The organism is Streptomyces sp. HNM0575 (assembly GCF_012726265.1).
Classification (GTDB): domain Bacteria; phylum Actinomycetota; class Actinomycetes; order Streptomycetales; family Streptomycetaceae; genus Streptomyces.
The window spans coordinates 295,350-310,774 of sequence record NZ_JAASAG010000003.1 but is presented as its reverse complement, the minus strand read 5'-3'; the positions used below and the strand labels follow the sequence as shown (position 1 = coordinate 310,774).

The following is a 15,425-nucleotide window of genomic DNA, read 5'->3' as shown; positions in this document are numbered from 1 at the left end:
GACGGACCGAAATGGGACGGGTCACTGAGCGACGGCGTGTGCTGCGCATCCGGGACGGTGCGGTCAGCACCCGCCCGGACACCCTGGTCGCCGAGGAGCCGCTGGAGATCCGGCTGAACGGCAAGCCGCTCGCCATCACGATGCGCACCCCCGGTGACGACTTCGCGCTGGCCGCGGGCTTCCTCGTCAGCGAGGGCGTGCTCGGCTCCGCGGATGAGCTGGCGAACATCGTCTACTGCGCGGGCGCGACCGACGAAGGCTCCAACACCTACAACGTCGTCGACGTGCGTCTCGCGCCCGGCGTCGCCGTCCCGGACATCGCGCTGGAGCGCAACGTCTACACCACCTCGTCCTGCGGGCTGTGCGGCAAGGCGAGCCTGGACGCGGTCCGCACGACGGCGCGCTGGAGCATCGAGGACCCCGAGGACCCGGACGATCCGGCCGGGCCGCGCGTGCGCCTCGAACCGTCCGTGCTCTCCTCCCTCCCCGATACGCTGCGCGCCTCCCAGCGGGTCTTCGAGCGCACCGGCGGGCTGCACGCCGCCGCTCTCTTCACCGCCGAGGGCGAGCTGCTGGACGTACGGGAGGACGTGGGCCGCCACAACGCCGTGGACAAGATCGTCGGCCGGGCCCTCCAGCAGGGCGGGCTGCCGCTGCGCGACTCGGTGCTGATGGTCTCGGGACGTGCGTCCTTCGAACTGGCGCAGAAGTCGGTGATGGCGGGGATCCCCGTGCTCGCCGCCGTATCCGCGCCGTCCTCACTTGCGGTGGATCTGGCCGCGGAGAGCGGGCTGACCCTGGTCGGCTTCCTCCGCGGCACCTCGATGAACGTGTACGCAGGTGAGCACCGGCTCGCCCTGCGCACAACGGCCGGCCGGGCCTGACGGTCCCGCCTGCTGCACGGGATAGGGGCTCGGTCGGCGGGAGGCGCCCCCTGCGCCGGCCGGGCCCTTCCCGCGTGCCCGCCCGGGTGCCGCGTCCTCGCCCCGGATGTCGGGTGCCCGCTCCCGGACGATGCGTGCCCGCCGGGTATCGCGTGGCGTCCGCTTGTCCTCCGCGCAACCGCACGGCCGCGCCGCCGTTCCGTTTGTTCATACGTAGCTTCCGCCCCGAACGGGCATGGTGACTAAAGCACTTCCGGTACGTCCCATGATCCCGTGAACCGCGACAAGGCCCGTGTCCTCCGGGCCGCGGAAGGGGCCTGCATGAGTTCCGGTTGTTCCGCCTCCCGTACACGGTCGTCCTTACGGGCCGCGCTTCTGACGGCCCTGTGCGCCTCCCTCCTCGCGGTCCCCGACCCGGCGGCCCGGGCGCACACACGGCAGGGGCCGCAGGGAGGTGCGCCAGGTCTCACCCAGGAGGTGCTCTTCAAGGCGTCGCGGGACGAGGGCTACAGCTGCTTCCGCATTCCGGCCGTCGTACGCACCGTGAAGGGCGATCTGCTCGCCTTCGCGGAGGGAAGGGTGCACGACTGCGGCGACGCGGGCGACATAGACATCGTCGTCAAGCGGTCGTCCGACGGCGGGCGGACCTGGGGCCCGCTGCGCGTGGCGAGCGACGGCGGCGGGGACACGCACGGCAACCCGGCGCCCGTCGTGGACCGCCGCACCGGGCGGATCCTGCTCGCGCAGACCTTCAACCCCGGGCGTACCGACGGCAAGAACTGCGATTCGCCGTGCGACCGCACCCCGCATCTCCAGTACAGCGACGACGACGGCGAGAGCTGGTCGAAGCCCGAGGACCTCAGCGCCCAGCTGCGCTCCGGGGAGTGGAACTCCTGGTACGCGACGGGTCCCGGGCACGGCATCCAGCTGCGCCACGGCCTGCACGCCGGCCGTATCGTCCTCGGCGTCAACGGCGAGACCTGGCGCGACGGCCGCAACACCGAGAACCACGCCGCGCTGGCGGTCAGCGACGACGGCGGCCGCAGCTGGCGGCGCGGCGCCACGGACAGCCGTCCCCACTCCCCCGACGGCGTCTTCCGGCAGAAGCCGCAGGAGCTGACGCTCCACGAGCGCCGGGACGGCACGGTCCTCGCCGGTGCCCGCGAGACCGAGGGAACCGACCTCGGGCACCGCACGGCGGCGGTCGCCGCGGCCGGCGGTGATCTCTTCACGGCGCCCTTCAGCTCGCTGCCGGACCTCTACGCACCCCAAGTGCAGGGCTCCGTACTGCCGTTCGGCGACCGGCTGTTGCTGTCCGCGCCCGCCGATCCCGACCGGCGCCGCACGATGACGATCCGCTCCTCCTACGACGACGGCAGGACCTGGGAAGGGGTCGACCGCGGCCGTACCGTGACCACCGACTGGTCCGGCTACTCCGACATGGTCCGGGCGAGCGCCCTCAGCGTGGGTCTGATCTACGAGGGCGGCGCGGCCGACGCCCGCGACGAGATCCGCTTCGCGCTCTTCACCGAGGACTGGCTGGGCGCCCGGCGCGGTGCCGACCCCACCACCGAGGACCGCGCGCCCGGCGCCGGGGACGCGGCGGTGCTCGGCGGGGCGCAGCCGGTGGCAGGGCACGACGGGGGCGCGCTGGCCTTCGACGGGCGCGACGACGCCGTGCGGCTGCCGTTCCGTCCTCAACTGCCGCTGAACGAGCGGGACTTCACCGCGAGCCTGTGGTTCCGGTGCACGGACGGGCAGCCGGAGACGGGCGAGCAGCCGCTGCTGTGGATGGGCGGCGTGGGTGCGTCGCAGCCGCAGGTGCGGATCGTCGCGGACGCGGCCAACGGCCGTGTCACGGGGGCCGTCACCGCACGGCAGGTCCCGGCGCCCTCGGCCACCGCGCAGGTGTCGACGCAGGGTGCGTACGACGACGGGCGGTGGCACCACGCGGAGTTGCGCCGTGGGGACGGTCAGCTGCGGCTGAGCGTCGACCGCGAGAGCGTATCCGCGCAGGACGTGCCGGGCTCGGTCAGCGTCGGGTCCCCCTTCGGCGTGCACCTGGGGCAACGGCTCGACAGCCGGGCGCACTTCACGGGCGCGCTGGACGACGTACGCGTCAGCGCCGGGGACGGCTCACTGCTGGACCTGCCGCTGGACGGCGTCCGCGCTCCCGCGAAGCGCTGAGGAGGCGTCCGACTCCGGGCCGGGGAACGGGCTCAGGCCCGGGTCCCGGTCCGGACTCAGGCCCGGGTCCCGGTCCGGGCTCCGCCGCCGCCCCCGCCGCCGTCCGGTGCCGCCGCCCCGGGCCCGCCTCCGGCGGCGGTACGGGCGTCGTCCCCGGCGGCGGTACGGGCGTCGTCCCCGGCGGCGGTACGGGCATCGCTTCCGGAGGCGCCGGAGGCGTTGGAGGCGCTCCGTCCCGCGCCGGTCTCCTCGCCCGTGCGCCCCGTGGCACCCGTCCCCGTACCGGCGGCCCGTACGTCCGAAGTGCCGCCCGCCCAGCGGCGGGAGAGGAACGCGCAGACGACGAGCTGCATCTGGTGGAAGAGCATCAGCGGCAGCGCCGCCAGTGAGGCGTGCGCCCCGAACAGGACGCTGGCCATGGGCAGTCCGGCCGCGAGGGACTTGTTGGACCCGGCGAAGACGGCGACGACTCGGTCGGCACGCGCGAAGCCCAGCCTGTGCGTCCCGAACCAGGTGAGGGTGAGCATCAGCGCGAGCAGCCCGGCCTCCACCCCGAGCAGGGCGAGCAGCCTCAGCGGTGTGATCAGGCCCCAGATGCCTTCCGTCATGCCCTGGCTGAAGGCCGTGTAGACGACCAGCAGCACCGAGCCGCGGTCGACGAAGCCGAGGATCCGGTGGTGCCGGGTGAGGAAACCGCCGATCCAGCGGCGCAGCAACTGCCCCGCCACGAAGGGCGCGAGGAGCTGGCAGACGATACCCACCAGACCGTCGGCGCCGAGCCCCGCGTGACCGCCGACGAGCCATGCGGCGAGCAGCGGGGTGGCCACCATGCCCAGCAGGCTCGAGTACGTGCCGGCGCAGATGGCGGCGGGCACGTTCCCGCGTGCGACGGAGGTGAAGGCGATGGAGGACTGGACCGTGGAGGGGACCAGGCAGAGGAAGAGCAGCCCCGACTGGAGTCCGGGGGTCAGCACGTACGGAACGAGCGCCCGTGTCGCCAGCCCGATCAGCGGGAAGAGTGCGAACGTGCAGATCAGGACGAGCAGTTGGAGCCGCCAGTGGCGCATCCCCTCGACGGCCTGGCGGGTGGAGAGGCGGGCTCCGTAGAGGAAGAAGATCAGTCCGACCGCTGCCTTGGTGCCCCATCCGAGGCCGGTGGCCACGCCACCGCTCGCCGGCAGGAAGACGGCGAGGAGGACGGTGCCGAGAAGCAGTGCGATGTACGGGTCCGCCAGTCGTGCCAGTCGGCGCATGTCTCCCTCGGTGCGGTGCTGCGGTCGGCCCTCCCGGCGGCGGGCCGTCCCCGGCGCCGTGAGGACGCTGTACGAATGTCCTCCGACCCATTCTCTCCTGTGCCCTGAGGCTGCTTTACTCGGGGAGGTTCGGTGCAGAAAGCTCGTACGATCTGCAACAACCTGACGACGCCAATCCGATGCGCCCCGGAATGACCGGTTGACCGGGTTCGGACCCTCTCCCCGGCGGCTGTTTCATCGGATACGGTCACCGCGCGCTGTGCCTTACACAGCTGTGCACTGCACGTCGAGGAGCATTCCCATTGCGCGAGTTCACCGTCCCGGCTGTGGCTCCCACGCCCCAGGTTGGCGGGCTGGCTGACACCGTTTTCGACCATGCCGCCGAGGACCCCGACAGGGTCGCGCTGTCACGCAAGGACGCGGCCGGCGAGTGGCAGGATGTGACCGCCGCGGAGTTCCGCGACCAGGTGATGGCGATGGCCAAGGGCCTGCTCGCGGAGGGCATCCGCTTCGGCGACCGGGTCGCCGTCATGTCCCGCACGCGCTACGAGTGGACCCTGCTGGACTTCGCCCTGTGGTCCATCGGCGTCCACGTGGTGCCCATCTACCCGACCTCCTCCGCGGAGCAGGTCTGCTGGATGATGCACGACGCCGAGGTCTCGGCCGCCATCGTCGAGCACGAGGACCACGCGATGACGGTCGGCTCCGTCATCGACCGGCTGCCTCAGCTGAAGCGGCTTTGGCAGCTCGACGCACAGGCCGAGAAGGAACTCATGGCCGCTGGCGCCCACTTGGACGACGACGTCGTCCACCGGCACCGGCTCGCCGTCACCCCGGACTCCACGGCGACGATCATCTACACCTCGGGCACGACCGGCCGCCCCAAGGGCTGCGTCCTGACGCACGCCAACTTCATGGCCGACGCCGAGGGCATCCAGGCCAAGTACCAGCACGTCTTCAGCTCGAAGCCGAGCGAGCCGCCGTCCCTGCTGCTCTTCCTGCCGCTCGCCCACGTCTTCGGGCGGATGGTCCAACTCGTGTGCATACGCGCCAAGGTGAGGCTCGGGCACCAGCCGGTCATGGCCGCTGAGGCGCTGCTGCCCGACCTGGCCACCTTCCGGCCGACGTTCATGCTGGCCGTGCCGTACCTCTTCGAGAAGATCTTCCAGGCCTCGCGCCGCAAGGCCGAACTCGAGGGCAAGCTCGGCCCGTTCGAGAAGGCCGTGGACGTGGCGGTGCGCTACGCGGAGGCGATGGAGCACAAGGCGTTCCGCACGGGCCCCGGCCCGAGCGCGTCGCTGCGGCTGAAGCACCAGGTCTTCGACGCTCTCGTCTACGGCAAGATGCGCGACGCCATGGGCGGCGTCTGCCGCGGCGCGATATCGGGCGGCAGCGCGATGGAGCGGCGGCTCGGCCTCTTCTTCGACGGCGTGGGCATGCGCATCTACGAGGGCTACGGACTGACGGAGACCAGCGCCGGCGCCACCCTCAACCCGCCCGAGCGCACCCGCTTCGGCACCGTCGGGCACCCGCTGCCCGGCACGACCGTGCACATCGGCGACGACGGCGAGATCTGGCTCCGCGGCCCCCAGATCTTCCAGGGCTACCTCAACAACCCCAAGGGCACCGACGAGGCGCTGCACGACGGCTGGCTGGCCACGGGCGACCTGGGCGCCCTGGACGAGGACGGCTACCTCACCATCACCGGGCGCAAGAAGGAGATCCTCGTCACGTCGGGCGGCAAGAGCGTCTCGCCCGGCATCCTCGAGGAGCGGGTCCGCGCGCATCCGCTGGTGGCGCAGTGCATCGTGGTCGGCAACGACAGGCCGTATGTGTCGGCCCTGGTCACCCTGGATCCGGACGCCGTGACCCACTGGCTCCAGATGCGGGAGAAGCCGGAGCTCAAGCCGACGGAGCTGGTGCGCGACCCGGACCTGGAGACGGAGGTGCGGCGCGCGGTCGTCGCCGCCAACACCCAGGTCTCGCAGGCGGAGTCCATACGCACCTTCCGGATACTCGCGGCGCAGTTCACCGAGGAGGCCGGGTACGTCACGCCGTCGCTGAAGCTGAAGCGGAAGGCGATCGAGACCGCGTACGCCGTCGAGATCGAGGCGCTGTACCACCAGTGAGGCGCGAGGACCGCCGCTGCGGCGCGGGGCCGGAACCGGAGCAGGATCCGGAGCCCCGGCCCAGGAATGCCGCAACCCGGGAATGCCCCAACCCAGGAATGCGCCGGTCGCCTTGATCGTTGACGGAATGGAACCGGAACCGTTCGTCAATATGTGAGGACCGATCGTTCGTGAGCAACGTTCCCACCATCACCCTCAACAACGGCAGCGTCATGCCGCAACTCGGCTTCGGCGTCTGGCAGGTGCCGGACGACGAGGCGGAGACCGCTGTGGGCACCGCGCTCGAAGCGGGCTACCGCAGCATCGACACCGCCGCCATCTACGAGAACGAGCGGGGAACCGGCCGCGGCCTGGCCTCTTCGGGCGTGCCCCGTGAGGAGCTGTTCGTCACCACCAAGCTCTGGAACGCCGACCAGGGCTACGACTCCACGCTCCGCGCCTTCGACAACTCCCTCGAAAGGCTCGGCCTGGACTACGTGGACCTCTACCTCATCCACTGGCCGGTTCCCGAGGCCGACAGGTACGTCGACACCTGGAAGGCGTTCGAGAAGATCCACGCCGAGGGCCGCGCCAGGGCCGTCGGGGTCTCCAACTTCAACCCCGCACACCTCCAGCGGCTGCTGAAGGAGACCGGCACCGTCCCGGCCGTCAACCAGATCGAGCTGCACCCGCATCTCCAGCAGGGCGTGCCGCGTGCCTTCCACGCCGACCACGGCATCGCGACCGAGGCGTGGTCGCCGCTCGGCCAGGGCAAGGAGCTGCTCAAGGAGCCCAAGCTCCAGGCGATCGCTTCCAAGCACGGGAAGTCGCCCGCACAGGCCGTGCTGCGCTGGCACCTCCAGACGGGGAACGTGGTGATCCCGAAGTCCGTCACGCCCTCCCGGATCAGGGAGAACATGGACGTCTTCGACTTCGAGCTCGACGCAGGGGACCTGGAGGAGATCGGCGGGCTCAACAGCGACACCAGGCTCGGCCCGGACCCCGACACCATGAACTGGATGGGCTGACGGGACGGGCGCCGTAAGGCGCCGAGGCTCCCTCACCCACCACCGCACCCCGCATTCCGCGCGCGGCCGGTACCTTCCGGCCGCGCGCGGACGCGTCCGGGCCCGGCCCGTCTCCCGGCGGCCTCCGTCCGGGCACGGGACGGGACGCGGGACGGGCACGGGACGGGACGCGGGACGGGCACGGGGTACGGCACGCGGAATACGGCGCGCAGCCCACCAATCCACCGGGCCGTCCGCCACGAAGGACCCGTGAGGAGAACTCCCGGGAGGAAACATGGGCTTGGCCGCATCCCACCGCACCGCGTATAAGCGCACACGGCACCGGCCCGGGCCGGCGTGGCCGCCGGAGCGCACCCGGACCGCCGCCGCGCCCGCATGCGCACCCGGATCCGGGGGAGGTGCGCAGGCGTGAGGGAAACAGTGCACATCACGGGTGCGGGCGGTACGGCACCGCCCGAACTGGCGCAGCTGCTGTCCGAGGTCGCACGCGGCGACCAGGACGCGTTCGCCGCCGTCTACGACCGGATCGCCGGACCCGTCCTCGGACTCGTACGCAGCGTGCTGCGCGACCCGGCGCAGTCCGAGGAGGTCACGCAGGAGGTCCTGGTCGAGGTGTGGCGCACCGCAGCCCACTACCGCCCGGACAGGGGCAGCGCCATGGCGTGGGTGCTGACGTTCGCCCACCGGCGGGCCGTGGACCGGGTGCGCTCCGCGCAGGCCGCCGCGGACCGTGAGCAGCGTGCGGCGCTGCTGGACCGTACGCCCGCGTTCGACCACGTCACCGAGGCGGTCGAGGCGCGACTGGAGCGCGAGCAGGTGCGCCGCTGTCTGCGCACCCTGACCGAGCTCCAGCGCCAGTCCGTGACTCTCGCCTACTACCGGGGCCTCACGTACCGGGAGGTCGCCGAACTGCTGGCCCAGCCCCTCGGCACGGTGAAGACCCGGCTGCGGGACGGACTGATCAGGCTGCGCGACTGCCTGGGGGTGACCGCGTGACCGGTGGGACGAGCGGCGGCGGTACCGGTGACGCCGCGGCCGGCGGCACGGCGGGGGCCGAACTGCACACGCTGACAGGCGTCTACGCCGTGAACGCGCTCCCCGACTCCGAACGCGAGGAGTTCGCACGGCATCTCGCCGCGTGCCCCTCCTGCGAACGGGAGGTCGCGGAGCTGCGGGCGACCGCGGGACGGCTGGGCCTCGCGGTGTCGGCGGCCACCTCGCCGCGGATGCGCGAGCGGGTCCTCCGGGAGATCGCCCACGTACGGCAGGAGCCACCGAGGGTGGGCGGCCCCGCGGGCGGCCCCGCGGCGGACGCCCGTCATGGCGAGGCGGACGCCCGTCATGGGGAGGCGGACGCCCGTCATGGGGAGGCGGGCGGCGGCACCGCGAGCGAGGCCCGGTCCGGGTACCGCGGCAAGCGGCGCGGCGGCGGACGGAGCGAACGTCCGCGCGGCGGCCCGCGGTCCGGCCTGCGGGCGCTGCCGCGCTTCGCGCTCGCCGCCTGCCTGGCCCTGGCGGCGGCGTCCGGCGGTGTCGCCGTGTGGCAGTACCGGGCGGCACAGGACGCTCACGAACAGGCCGAGCGCTCCCAGCGGCAGCAGCAGGAGCTGGCCCGGGTGCTGGCGGCGCCCGACGCGAGGACCACGGGACGCGGTGAACTGCCGGGCGGCGCTTCGGGAACCGTCGTCGTCTCCCGCGACCGCGACCGTGCCGCCTTCCTCACCTCGGGACTGGACGCCCCTCCAAGGGGCAAGGTCTACCAACTCTGGTTCGCCGACGGTAAGAAGATGCGGTCCGCGGGCCTGATGGAGTCGGCGGGCGGCAGCGAGGCCGTACTGATGGAGGGGAATGTCGGCAGGGCGTCCGCGATGGGCGTCACGGTCGAACCGGCGGGCGGCTCCCCGCAGCCGACGACCCAGCCGCTGGCCCTGATGAAGCTCCCCCGGGCGTAGCGGGGCGTACGTCCGCCGTGCCCCGGGTCCGCGCAGAGGGGCACGGCGGTGGCGCCGCGAAGGTTCACCACGGAACCGGCCGTGGCGCCGCGAAGATTCACCACGGAACCGGCGGTGGCGCCGCGGAGGCGCGGCCCGGGAACCCGGCGGTCACGCCGCATCGGCACCCGATCCCCGGCCGCGGCCCCCTCTCGGGGGCAGCGGGAAGAAGCCGCTGGTGCGTGCCGCGTATTCCGCGTAGCCGGGACGGTCCGCCAACTGCCGTTCCAGCAGCCGCTTTCCGCTGCCCTCGGTCAGCAGGAGGCTCATCACCAGCGGCGAGACGACAACCGCGGCGGCCACCGCCAAGTCGCCGCAGGCCAGCAGGTACAGGCCCCACCACACGAGGAAGTCCCCGAAGTAGTTGGGGTGCCGCGTGTAGCGCCACAGACCGCGGTCCATGATGCGGAAGCCGTTCACGTCGCGCGCTTCGGGATCGGCCTTGAAGCGGGCGAGCTGCGCGTCGCCGGCCGACTCGAAGAGCAGCCCCGTCAGCCACACCGCCACCGCGGCCACGACCAGCGCCCGCTGCGGCCCCGTCACCGGCCCCGGCAGATACTGGGCGGCCTGTACGGGCAGCGACACCAGCCACACGAGTGCGCCTTGCAGCAGATACACCGTGCGCAGCGCGTACAGCCGGGGGTCGCCGCGTCCCCTCGCGAGCAGCCGTTCGTACCGCGGGTCCTCGCCGTGGCCGCGTCCGCGCCTCGCGATGTGCCAGGCCAGCCGCAGGCCCCAGAGGGCGGTCAGCAGCGTGACGATCAGCCGGCGTGCGCCGTCCCCGTGGCCGTGCCCGTACGCGCCCGAGACGGCGAAGGTGACCGCGGCGACGGCGGTGAATCCCAGCCCCCACGCGACGTCGACGACGCGGTGCACGCCCTTGGCGAGCGCCACCGCGAAGGTGACGAGCATGACGGCGAGGGCGGCGCCCGCGCTCACGGCGAGGTTGACGCCGAACGTGCCCCAGGGGAAGCCGTTCACCGTCCGCCGCCCGGCATTCCGCTGCTGCCGTCCGCGTCCGGCCGTACGGCGAGGATCTGGTCCACGCCCATGCGTCCCTCCTCGAAGGCGAGCATCCCGCCCGCCAGATACAGGCGCCACACCCGCGCGGCTTCCTCCCCGATCAGCGCCGTCACCTCGGGCCGCCGCTCCTCCAGGGTGCGCCGCCATGCCGCGACCGTACGGACGTAGTCCTCGCGGAGCGATTCCACGCCGCGCACCTCCAGACCGGCACCCTCCAGCAGCGAGACCGTCTCACCGAGCGGCCGCATGTGCATGTCGGGGGCGATGTAGGTCTCGATGAAGGCACCGCCGCCGGGCGCGTTCCGGCCTCGCGACATCTGCTGGAGGAGCAGCCGTCCTTGCGGGCGGAGCCTGTCGCGCAGCGCCGCGGCGAACGCCGGGTACTGCGCGTCCCCGACGTGCTCGCCCATCTCGATGCAGCCCACCGCGTCGTAGGTCCCCGCCTCGATGTCGCGGTAGTCCCGCAACCGCACGTCGACCAGTTCCTCCAGGCCCTCCTCCTCGACCCGGCGGGTGACGGCCGCGGCCTGTTCCCGCGCGAGCGTCACAGCGGTAACCCGCGCCTTGTGGTGCCTGGCGGCGTGCAGCGCGAGCGAGCCCCAGCCGCAGCCGACGTCGAGCAGCCGGGCGCCGGGGTGCAGGCCGAGCTTGCGGCAGACGAGTTCGAGCTTGTCGTGCTGTGCGTCGGCCAGCGAGTAGTCCGGATCCTCGGGGCGGCGCCAGTAGCCGCAGGAGTACGCCATCGACTCGTCGAGGAGCAGGCCGTAGAAGTCGTTGGACAGGTCGTAGTGATGGGCGACGGCCGCGCGGTCGCGGGCGCGGCTGTGCAGCCGTCCGGTGGGACGGGCGCGCAGCGCCGGCGCGGGCGGGCGGGGACCCACGGCGCCCAGCCGCAGCAGCACTCCCAGCGCACGCGCACGCTCGCGGGCGCCGGTGCGCGGTGGGCGCAGGCCGCCACTGCGCACCGCGCGCCACACGGTGCGCAGCCCGTCGGCGAGGTCTCCCTCGACGTCGATGTCCCTGGTGATGTACGCCTCGGCCAGGCCGAGTTCGCCGGGCTGCCACAGCAGTCTGCGCAGCGCGCGGCGGGAGCGGAGCACCAGCACCGGTGCGTCCTCGGCCGAGTCGCCGGGGGCCGTCTCGCTGCCGTCCCAGGTCCGCAGCCGTACGGGCAGGGGGCTGCCGAGCAGTTCCTGGAGCAGGGGCGCGAGACGCCGTGCGGCACCTCCGGTGTTCATACGGGGCTCTCCTCGTCGGTCTCGGGGCCGTCCTCGCCGGGCTCGTTGTCGGCGGGCTCGCTGTCGGCGGGCTCGCTGTCGGCAGGCTGGTTGTCGGCGGGCTCGGCGTCCGTGGGGCCGCCGCTGGTGGTGGTGATCTCGGTGGCGGCGTCCTCTGCGGGCCGGGTGAGCAGCACCTGCCTGACGTCGAGATATCCGGCGCGGAAGCCCGCCTCCGAGTAGGCGAGATAGAAGTTCCACATCCTCCGGAACGTCGCGTCGAACCCGAGCGCGGCCGCCTCGGGGGCGCGTTCGGCGAAGCGTTCGCGCCACAGGCGCAGCGTCTCCGCGTAGTGCCGCCCGAATCCGTACTGCCGGGTCACCCGCAGCGCGGTGGCGTCCCCGGCGGTCTGCTCGATCGCTTCGATGGACGGCAGCAGCCCGCCGGGGAAGATGTACTTCTGGATCCACGTATGGGTGTTCCGGGTGGCCAGCATCCGCTCGTGCGGCATGGTGATGGCCTGGAGGGCGGCCCGTCCGCCGGGCGCCAGCAGCCGGTCCAGGCAGCGGAAGTAGCCCGGCCAGAACTCCGCGCCCACCGCTTCGATCATCTCGACGCTGACAACGGCGTCGTACGTGCCCGTCAGCTGCCGGTAGTCGCGCAGCAGCAGCGTCACGCGGTCCTCGTGTCCGGCGGCCCGCACGCGCTCGCGCGCCAGCTTCAGCTGCTCCTCGGAGAGGGTCGCCGTCACGACGTGCGCGCCACGGGCCGCGGCGCGCAGCGCCAGTTCGCCCCAGCCGGTGCCTATCTCCAGCAGCCGGGTGCCGGGACCGACTCCGGCCAGGTCGAGGAGGCGGTCGGTCTTGCGCTGCTGGGCCGCCGCCAAGTCGTCCCATTCGGCGGGCAGTTCACCGAAGAGCGCCGAGGAGTAGGTGAGGGTGGCGTCGAGGAAGAGGGCGAAGAGTTCGTTGGACAGGTCGTAGTGGTGGTGGATGTTCTCGCGGGAGTGCGTCTCGGTGTTGCGGGCCTTCGCGGGCTGCCGCGCGGCCCACAGGGCCCGCAGCCGCTGGACCGGCCGCGGCACGAGTTCGGTGACGTGTCCGGCGATGACGGTGAGCACGGCGGCCGGATCGGGCGCGTCCCACTCCTCGGCCATGTACGACTCTCCGAAGCCGATCAGGCCGTGACGTCCGATTCTCGCGAAGAAGCGGTCGGGGGCACGGAGTTGAAGCAGCGGGCCGCCCCGGCCGAGGTGCCGCCCGTCGGGCGTGCGCACGTCGAGCGGCAGCCGTGCCAGGGCGCGGCGCACGAGATGCGCGGCGACGGCCGTGCGCAGCGGCGCGCGCCGTGGAGTGCGTGCGACGTCGGGCCAGCGCCGTGGATCCACCGCGGCGTGGTGCTCGGACTGTGATTGCGTGTGCGGACTCACTCCAGGCCTCTCTGGATCCGGTGGCGGGGACGGGGACGTACGGGCAGGCCGCGGAGGAAGAGCCGGACGCCGTGCAGCCTGATCGCGGCGGTGACGGCGGCCGTCGGCCAGGGGTGCCGCAGGGCGGCGCGCAGCAGCGCCGGTGTGGTCGCCGCCCTGCGCCGGCCGCGCAGCGTCGCGGTGAACGGCCGCTCTCCGGCCCGTTCGAGGTGGACGGAGAGGTGCAGTCCCGCGCCGGGGCGCGGCAGCCGCATCCGGTACGCCCCGTCGACGGGGAAGAACGGGGAGACGTAGAACTCCTTGACGGCGGTGGCCACTTGGGCGCCGTCCGGATGCAGCAGATAGCAGTGGCGCCCGCCGTAGGTGTTGTGCACCTCGGCCACGACGCAGATCTGCTCGCCGTCCGCGTCGTGGCACCAGTAGAGGGTCAGCGGATTGAAGACGTGGCCGAACACGCGGGCGTTGGTGAGCATCAGCACCTGCCCGGCGGGCCGGTCGACGCCGCGCGCGGCGAGGAAGCGTTCCAGGCCGGCGCGGATCGTGGGTGCCGTGCCGCCGAAGTGGTCGCGGCTCTCGAAGCGTGCGAGGGGACGCAGGGGGCGCGGCAGCCGCGGCGGCCGGTCCACGTCGACGAGCCACATGTAGGTGCGGTGCCGCACGGTGTGGCGCAGCGGCCGGGTCCGTACGTGCGTCACCAGGCAGTCGTACAGGGCGGTCCGGCCGGGACGCGCGGGCCCGCCGGATCCCTCCCGTGCCGTGTCCGGCGCGTACGCCGTGTCTGCCACGTCCGTCGTGTCCGGCGCGATCGCGGTGTCGGCCGCGTCCGCGGTGTCCGCCGCGTCCGTCGTGGCGCGGGCGACACGGGATGTGCGTGCCGTGCGTGCTCCGTGCCTCACCAGCGCACCCCCAGGGCCGCGGCGGCGTCCACGCCGGAGCGGCAGCCGTCCTCGTGGAACCCCCAGCCGTGGTACGCGCCCGCGAACACCGCGGCGGCGGAGGAGAGTTCGGGCAGCCGCTGCTGCGCGGCGACCGACTCCGCGGTGTACAGGGGGTGTTCGTAGACCATGGAGGCCGTCACCGAGGCGGGGTCGACCCGATGCCCGCCCCCGAGGGTGACGAGGTGGTGCTCCGGGGCGTCGAGGCGCTGGAGCCGGTTCATGTCGTAACTGATGCGTACGGACCCGGCGTCGGTGCCGCAGGACGGCATCAGGTAGTTCCACGAGGCGCGGGCGGCCCGCGCCCGCGGCAGCACCGAACCGTCCGTGTGCAGCAGCGTGCGACTGCGCGAGTAGCGGAAGGCGCCGAGGACCCGGCGCTCCGCGGTGGTGGGCCGTTCGAGCAGCCGCAGGGCCGTGTCGGCGTGTGTGGCCAGCACGACGGCGTCGTACTCGTGGGCCGTCCCGTCCTCCGTGACGATCTCGGCGCCGTCGGCGTGCCGCCGCACCGCACGTACGGGTGTGGAGGTGTGAACCGCCGCCAGGCGCTTGGCGATCAGCTCCACGTACGTGCCGGATCCGCCCTCCACCGTGCGCCACTGCGGCGAGCCGCCGACGCTCAGCATGCCGTGGTGGTCCAGGAAGCGGAACAGATGGACGGCCGGGTGGCGCAGCGCCGCCGCCGAGTCGCAGGACCACACGGCGGACACCAGCGGCGTCATGAAGTGCGTGACGAAGTACGGGGAATAGCCGCCGCGCGCGAGGAACTCCCCCAGGGTGAGGGCCTGTTGCCCCTCCGCCCCGGCGCCGCCGGCGTCCTCGCTCTCCAGCAGGCGGCGCGCCTGCCGGTGGAAGCGGGGCACCTCGGCGACCATCCGCAGGAAGCGGGGCCGCACGAGGCTGCGGGGCTGTGCGAACACGCCGCGGGCTCCGCGCGCACCCGCGTACTCCAGTCCGCAGCCCTCGCACCGTACGGACATGCTCATCTCCGACTCCCGTGTGCTCACGCCGAGTTCGCGGAAGAGCCGCAGCAGCAGCGGGTACGTGCGCTCGTTGTGGACGATGAAGCCGGAGTCGATCCGGTGGACCCGGCCGTCCGCGGACGGCACGTCATGGGTGTGGGCATGCCCGCCGAGCCGGCTGTCCGCCTCGTACAGGGACACAGAGTCCGCGCGCTGAAGCACGTGCGCGGCCGTCAGCCCCGCCACTCCGCTGCCGACCACGGCCACCCGGCGCCGCCCCGGTCCGCCACCGCTGCGCTCTGCCATCCGCTGCCGCTCCTTCCGTACACGGGGAGGACGATGCATGCCCTCTCCGGCTTCATTCGGAGCGGCAAGTGCCGCGGCTTGGTCGCGGAACGGAATTTCTT

The 15,425-nt window shown here is 72.9% G+C and carries 12 protein-coding genes; 6 read left to right on the top strand and 6 right to left on the bottom strand.

Annotated elements, in window-relative coordinates; translation table 11 throughout:
• Positions 1-11: 11 nt before the first annotated feature.
• Together fdhD and HCC61_RS09330 are read left to right on the top strand one after the other, a co-directional pair.
• Positions 12-884, top strand: a complete 873-nt coding sequence (fdhD, locus tag HCC61_RS09335) for a formate dehydrogenase accessory sulfurtransferase FdhD (protein ID WP_169134829.1) — start codon at positions 12-14, stop codon at positions 882-884.
• Between the two features lie 321 nt (positions 885-1,205).
• Positions 1,206-3,071 (top strand): exo-alpha-sialidase, encoded by a 1,866-nt coding sequence (locus HCC61_RS09330; protein ID WP_169134828.1) that lies wholly within the window; start codon positions 1,206-1,208, stop codon positions 3,069-3,071.
• A 56-nt stretch (positions 3,072-3,127) separates the two neighbouring features.
• Here HCC61_RS09330 and HCC61_RS09325 read toward each other — a convergent pair whose 3' ends face one another.
• Positions 3,128-4,324 carry a bile acid:sodium symporter family protein gene (locus HCC61_RS09325; RefSeq protein ID WP_169134827.1) on the bottom strand — a complete coding sequence of 399 codons (1,197 nt, stop codon included), beginning with the start codon at positions 4,322-4,324 and terminating at the stop codon, positions 3,128-3,130.
• 302 nt (positions 4,325-4,626) lie between these two features.
• On the opposite strand from HCC61_RS09325, the gene HCC61_RS09320 reads away from it, so the two are divergent.
• The 4 genes from HCC61_RS09320 to HCC61_RS09305 all read left to right on the top strand — a co-directional run bounded on the left by HCC61_RS09320 (position 4,627) and on the right by HCC61_RS09305 (position 9,412).
• The gene (locus tag HCC61_RS09320) at positions 4,627-6,453 is read left to right on the top strand and encodes an AMP-dependent synthetase/ligase (RefSeq protein ID WP_169134826.1); all 1,827 of its coding nucleotides are present in this window, start codon (positions 4,627-4,629) and stop codon (positions 6,451-6,453) included.
• 170 nt (positions 6,454-6,623) lie between these two features.
• Complete coding sequence (locus HCC61_RS09315) at positions 6,624-7,460, top strand: aldo/keto reductase (protein WP_346777105.1); 837 nt, start codon at positions 6,624-6,626, stop codon at positions 7,458-7,460.
• A gap of 408 nt (positions 7,461-7,868) precedes the next feature.
• Complete coding sequence (locus HCC61_RS09310; RefSeq protein WP_169134825.1) at positions 7,869-8,456, top strand: sigma-70 family RNA polymerase sigma factor; 588 nt, start codon at positions 7,869-7,871, stop codon at positions 8,454-8,456.
• Positions 8,453-9,412, top strand: a complete 960-nt coding sequence (locus tag HCC61_RS09305; protein ID WP_346777104.1) for an anti-sigma factor — start codon at positions 8,453-8,455, stop codon at positions 9,410-9,412. The genes HCC61_RS09310 and HCC61_RS09305 overlap by 4 nt, the downstream gene beginning before the upstream one ends.
• Positions 9,413-9,562: 150 nt before the next feature.
• Here the strand turns inward: HCC61_RS09305 and HCC61_RS09300 are convergent, their stop codons facing one another.
• From HCC61_RS09300 to HCC61_RS09280, 5 genes are all read right to left on the bottom strand, one after another.
• The gene (locus HCC61_RS09300; RefSeq protein WP_169134824.1) at positions 9,563-10,432 is read right to left on the bottom strand and encodes a DUF1295 domain-containing protein; all 870 of its coding nucleotides are present in this window, start codon (positions 10,430-10,432) and stop codon (positions 9,563-9,565) included.
• Positions 10,429-11,712 (bottom strand): cyclopropane-fatty-acyl-phospholipid synthase family protein, encoded by a 1,284-nt coding sequence (locus tag HCC61_RS09295; protein ID WP_169134823.1) that lies wholly within the window; start codon positions 11,710-11,712, stop codon positions 10,429-10,431. Before HCC61_RS09295 ends, HCC61_RS09300 begins: the two co-directional genes overlap by 4 nt.
• Positions 11,709-13,121 carry a cyclopropane-fatty-acyl-phospholipid synthase family protein gene (locus HCC61_RS09290; RefSeq protein ID WP_169134822.1) on the bottom strand — a complete coding sequence of 471 codons (1,413 nt, stop codon included), beginning with the start codon at positions 13,119-13,121 and terminating at the stop codon, positions 11,709-11,711. Before HCC61_RS09290 ends, HCC61_RS09295 begins: the two co-directional genes overlap by 4 nt.
• Positions 13,118-13,831, bottom strand: a complete 714-nt coding sequence (locus tag HCC61_RS09285; protein ID WP_206322329.1) for a DUF1365 domain-containing protein — start codon at positions 13,829-13,831, stop codon at positions 13,118-13,120. Before HCC61_RS09285 ends, HCC61_RS09290 begins: the two co-directional genes overlap by 4 nt.
• 182 nt (positions 13,832-14,013) lie before the next feature.
• Complete coding sequence (locus tag HCC61_RS09280) at positions 14,014-15,324, bottom strand: FAD-dependent oxidoreductase (protein ID WP_169134821.1); 1,311 nt, start codon at positions 15,322-15,324, stop codon at positions 14,014-14,016.
• Between the last annotated feature and the right edge of the window lie 101 nt (positions 15,325-15,425).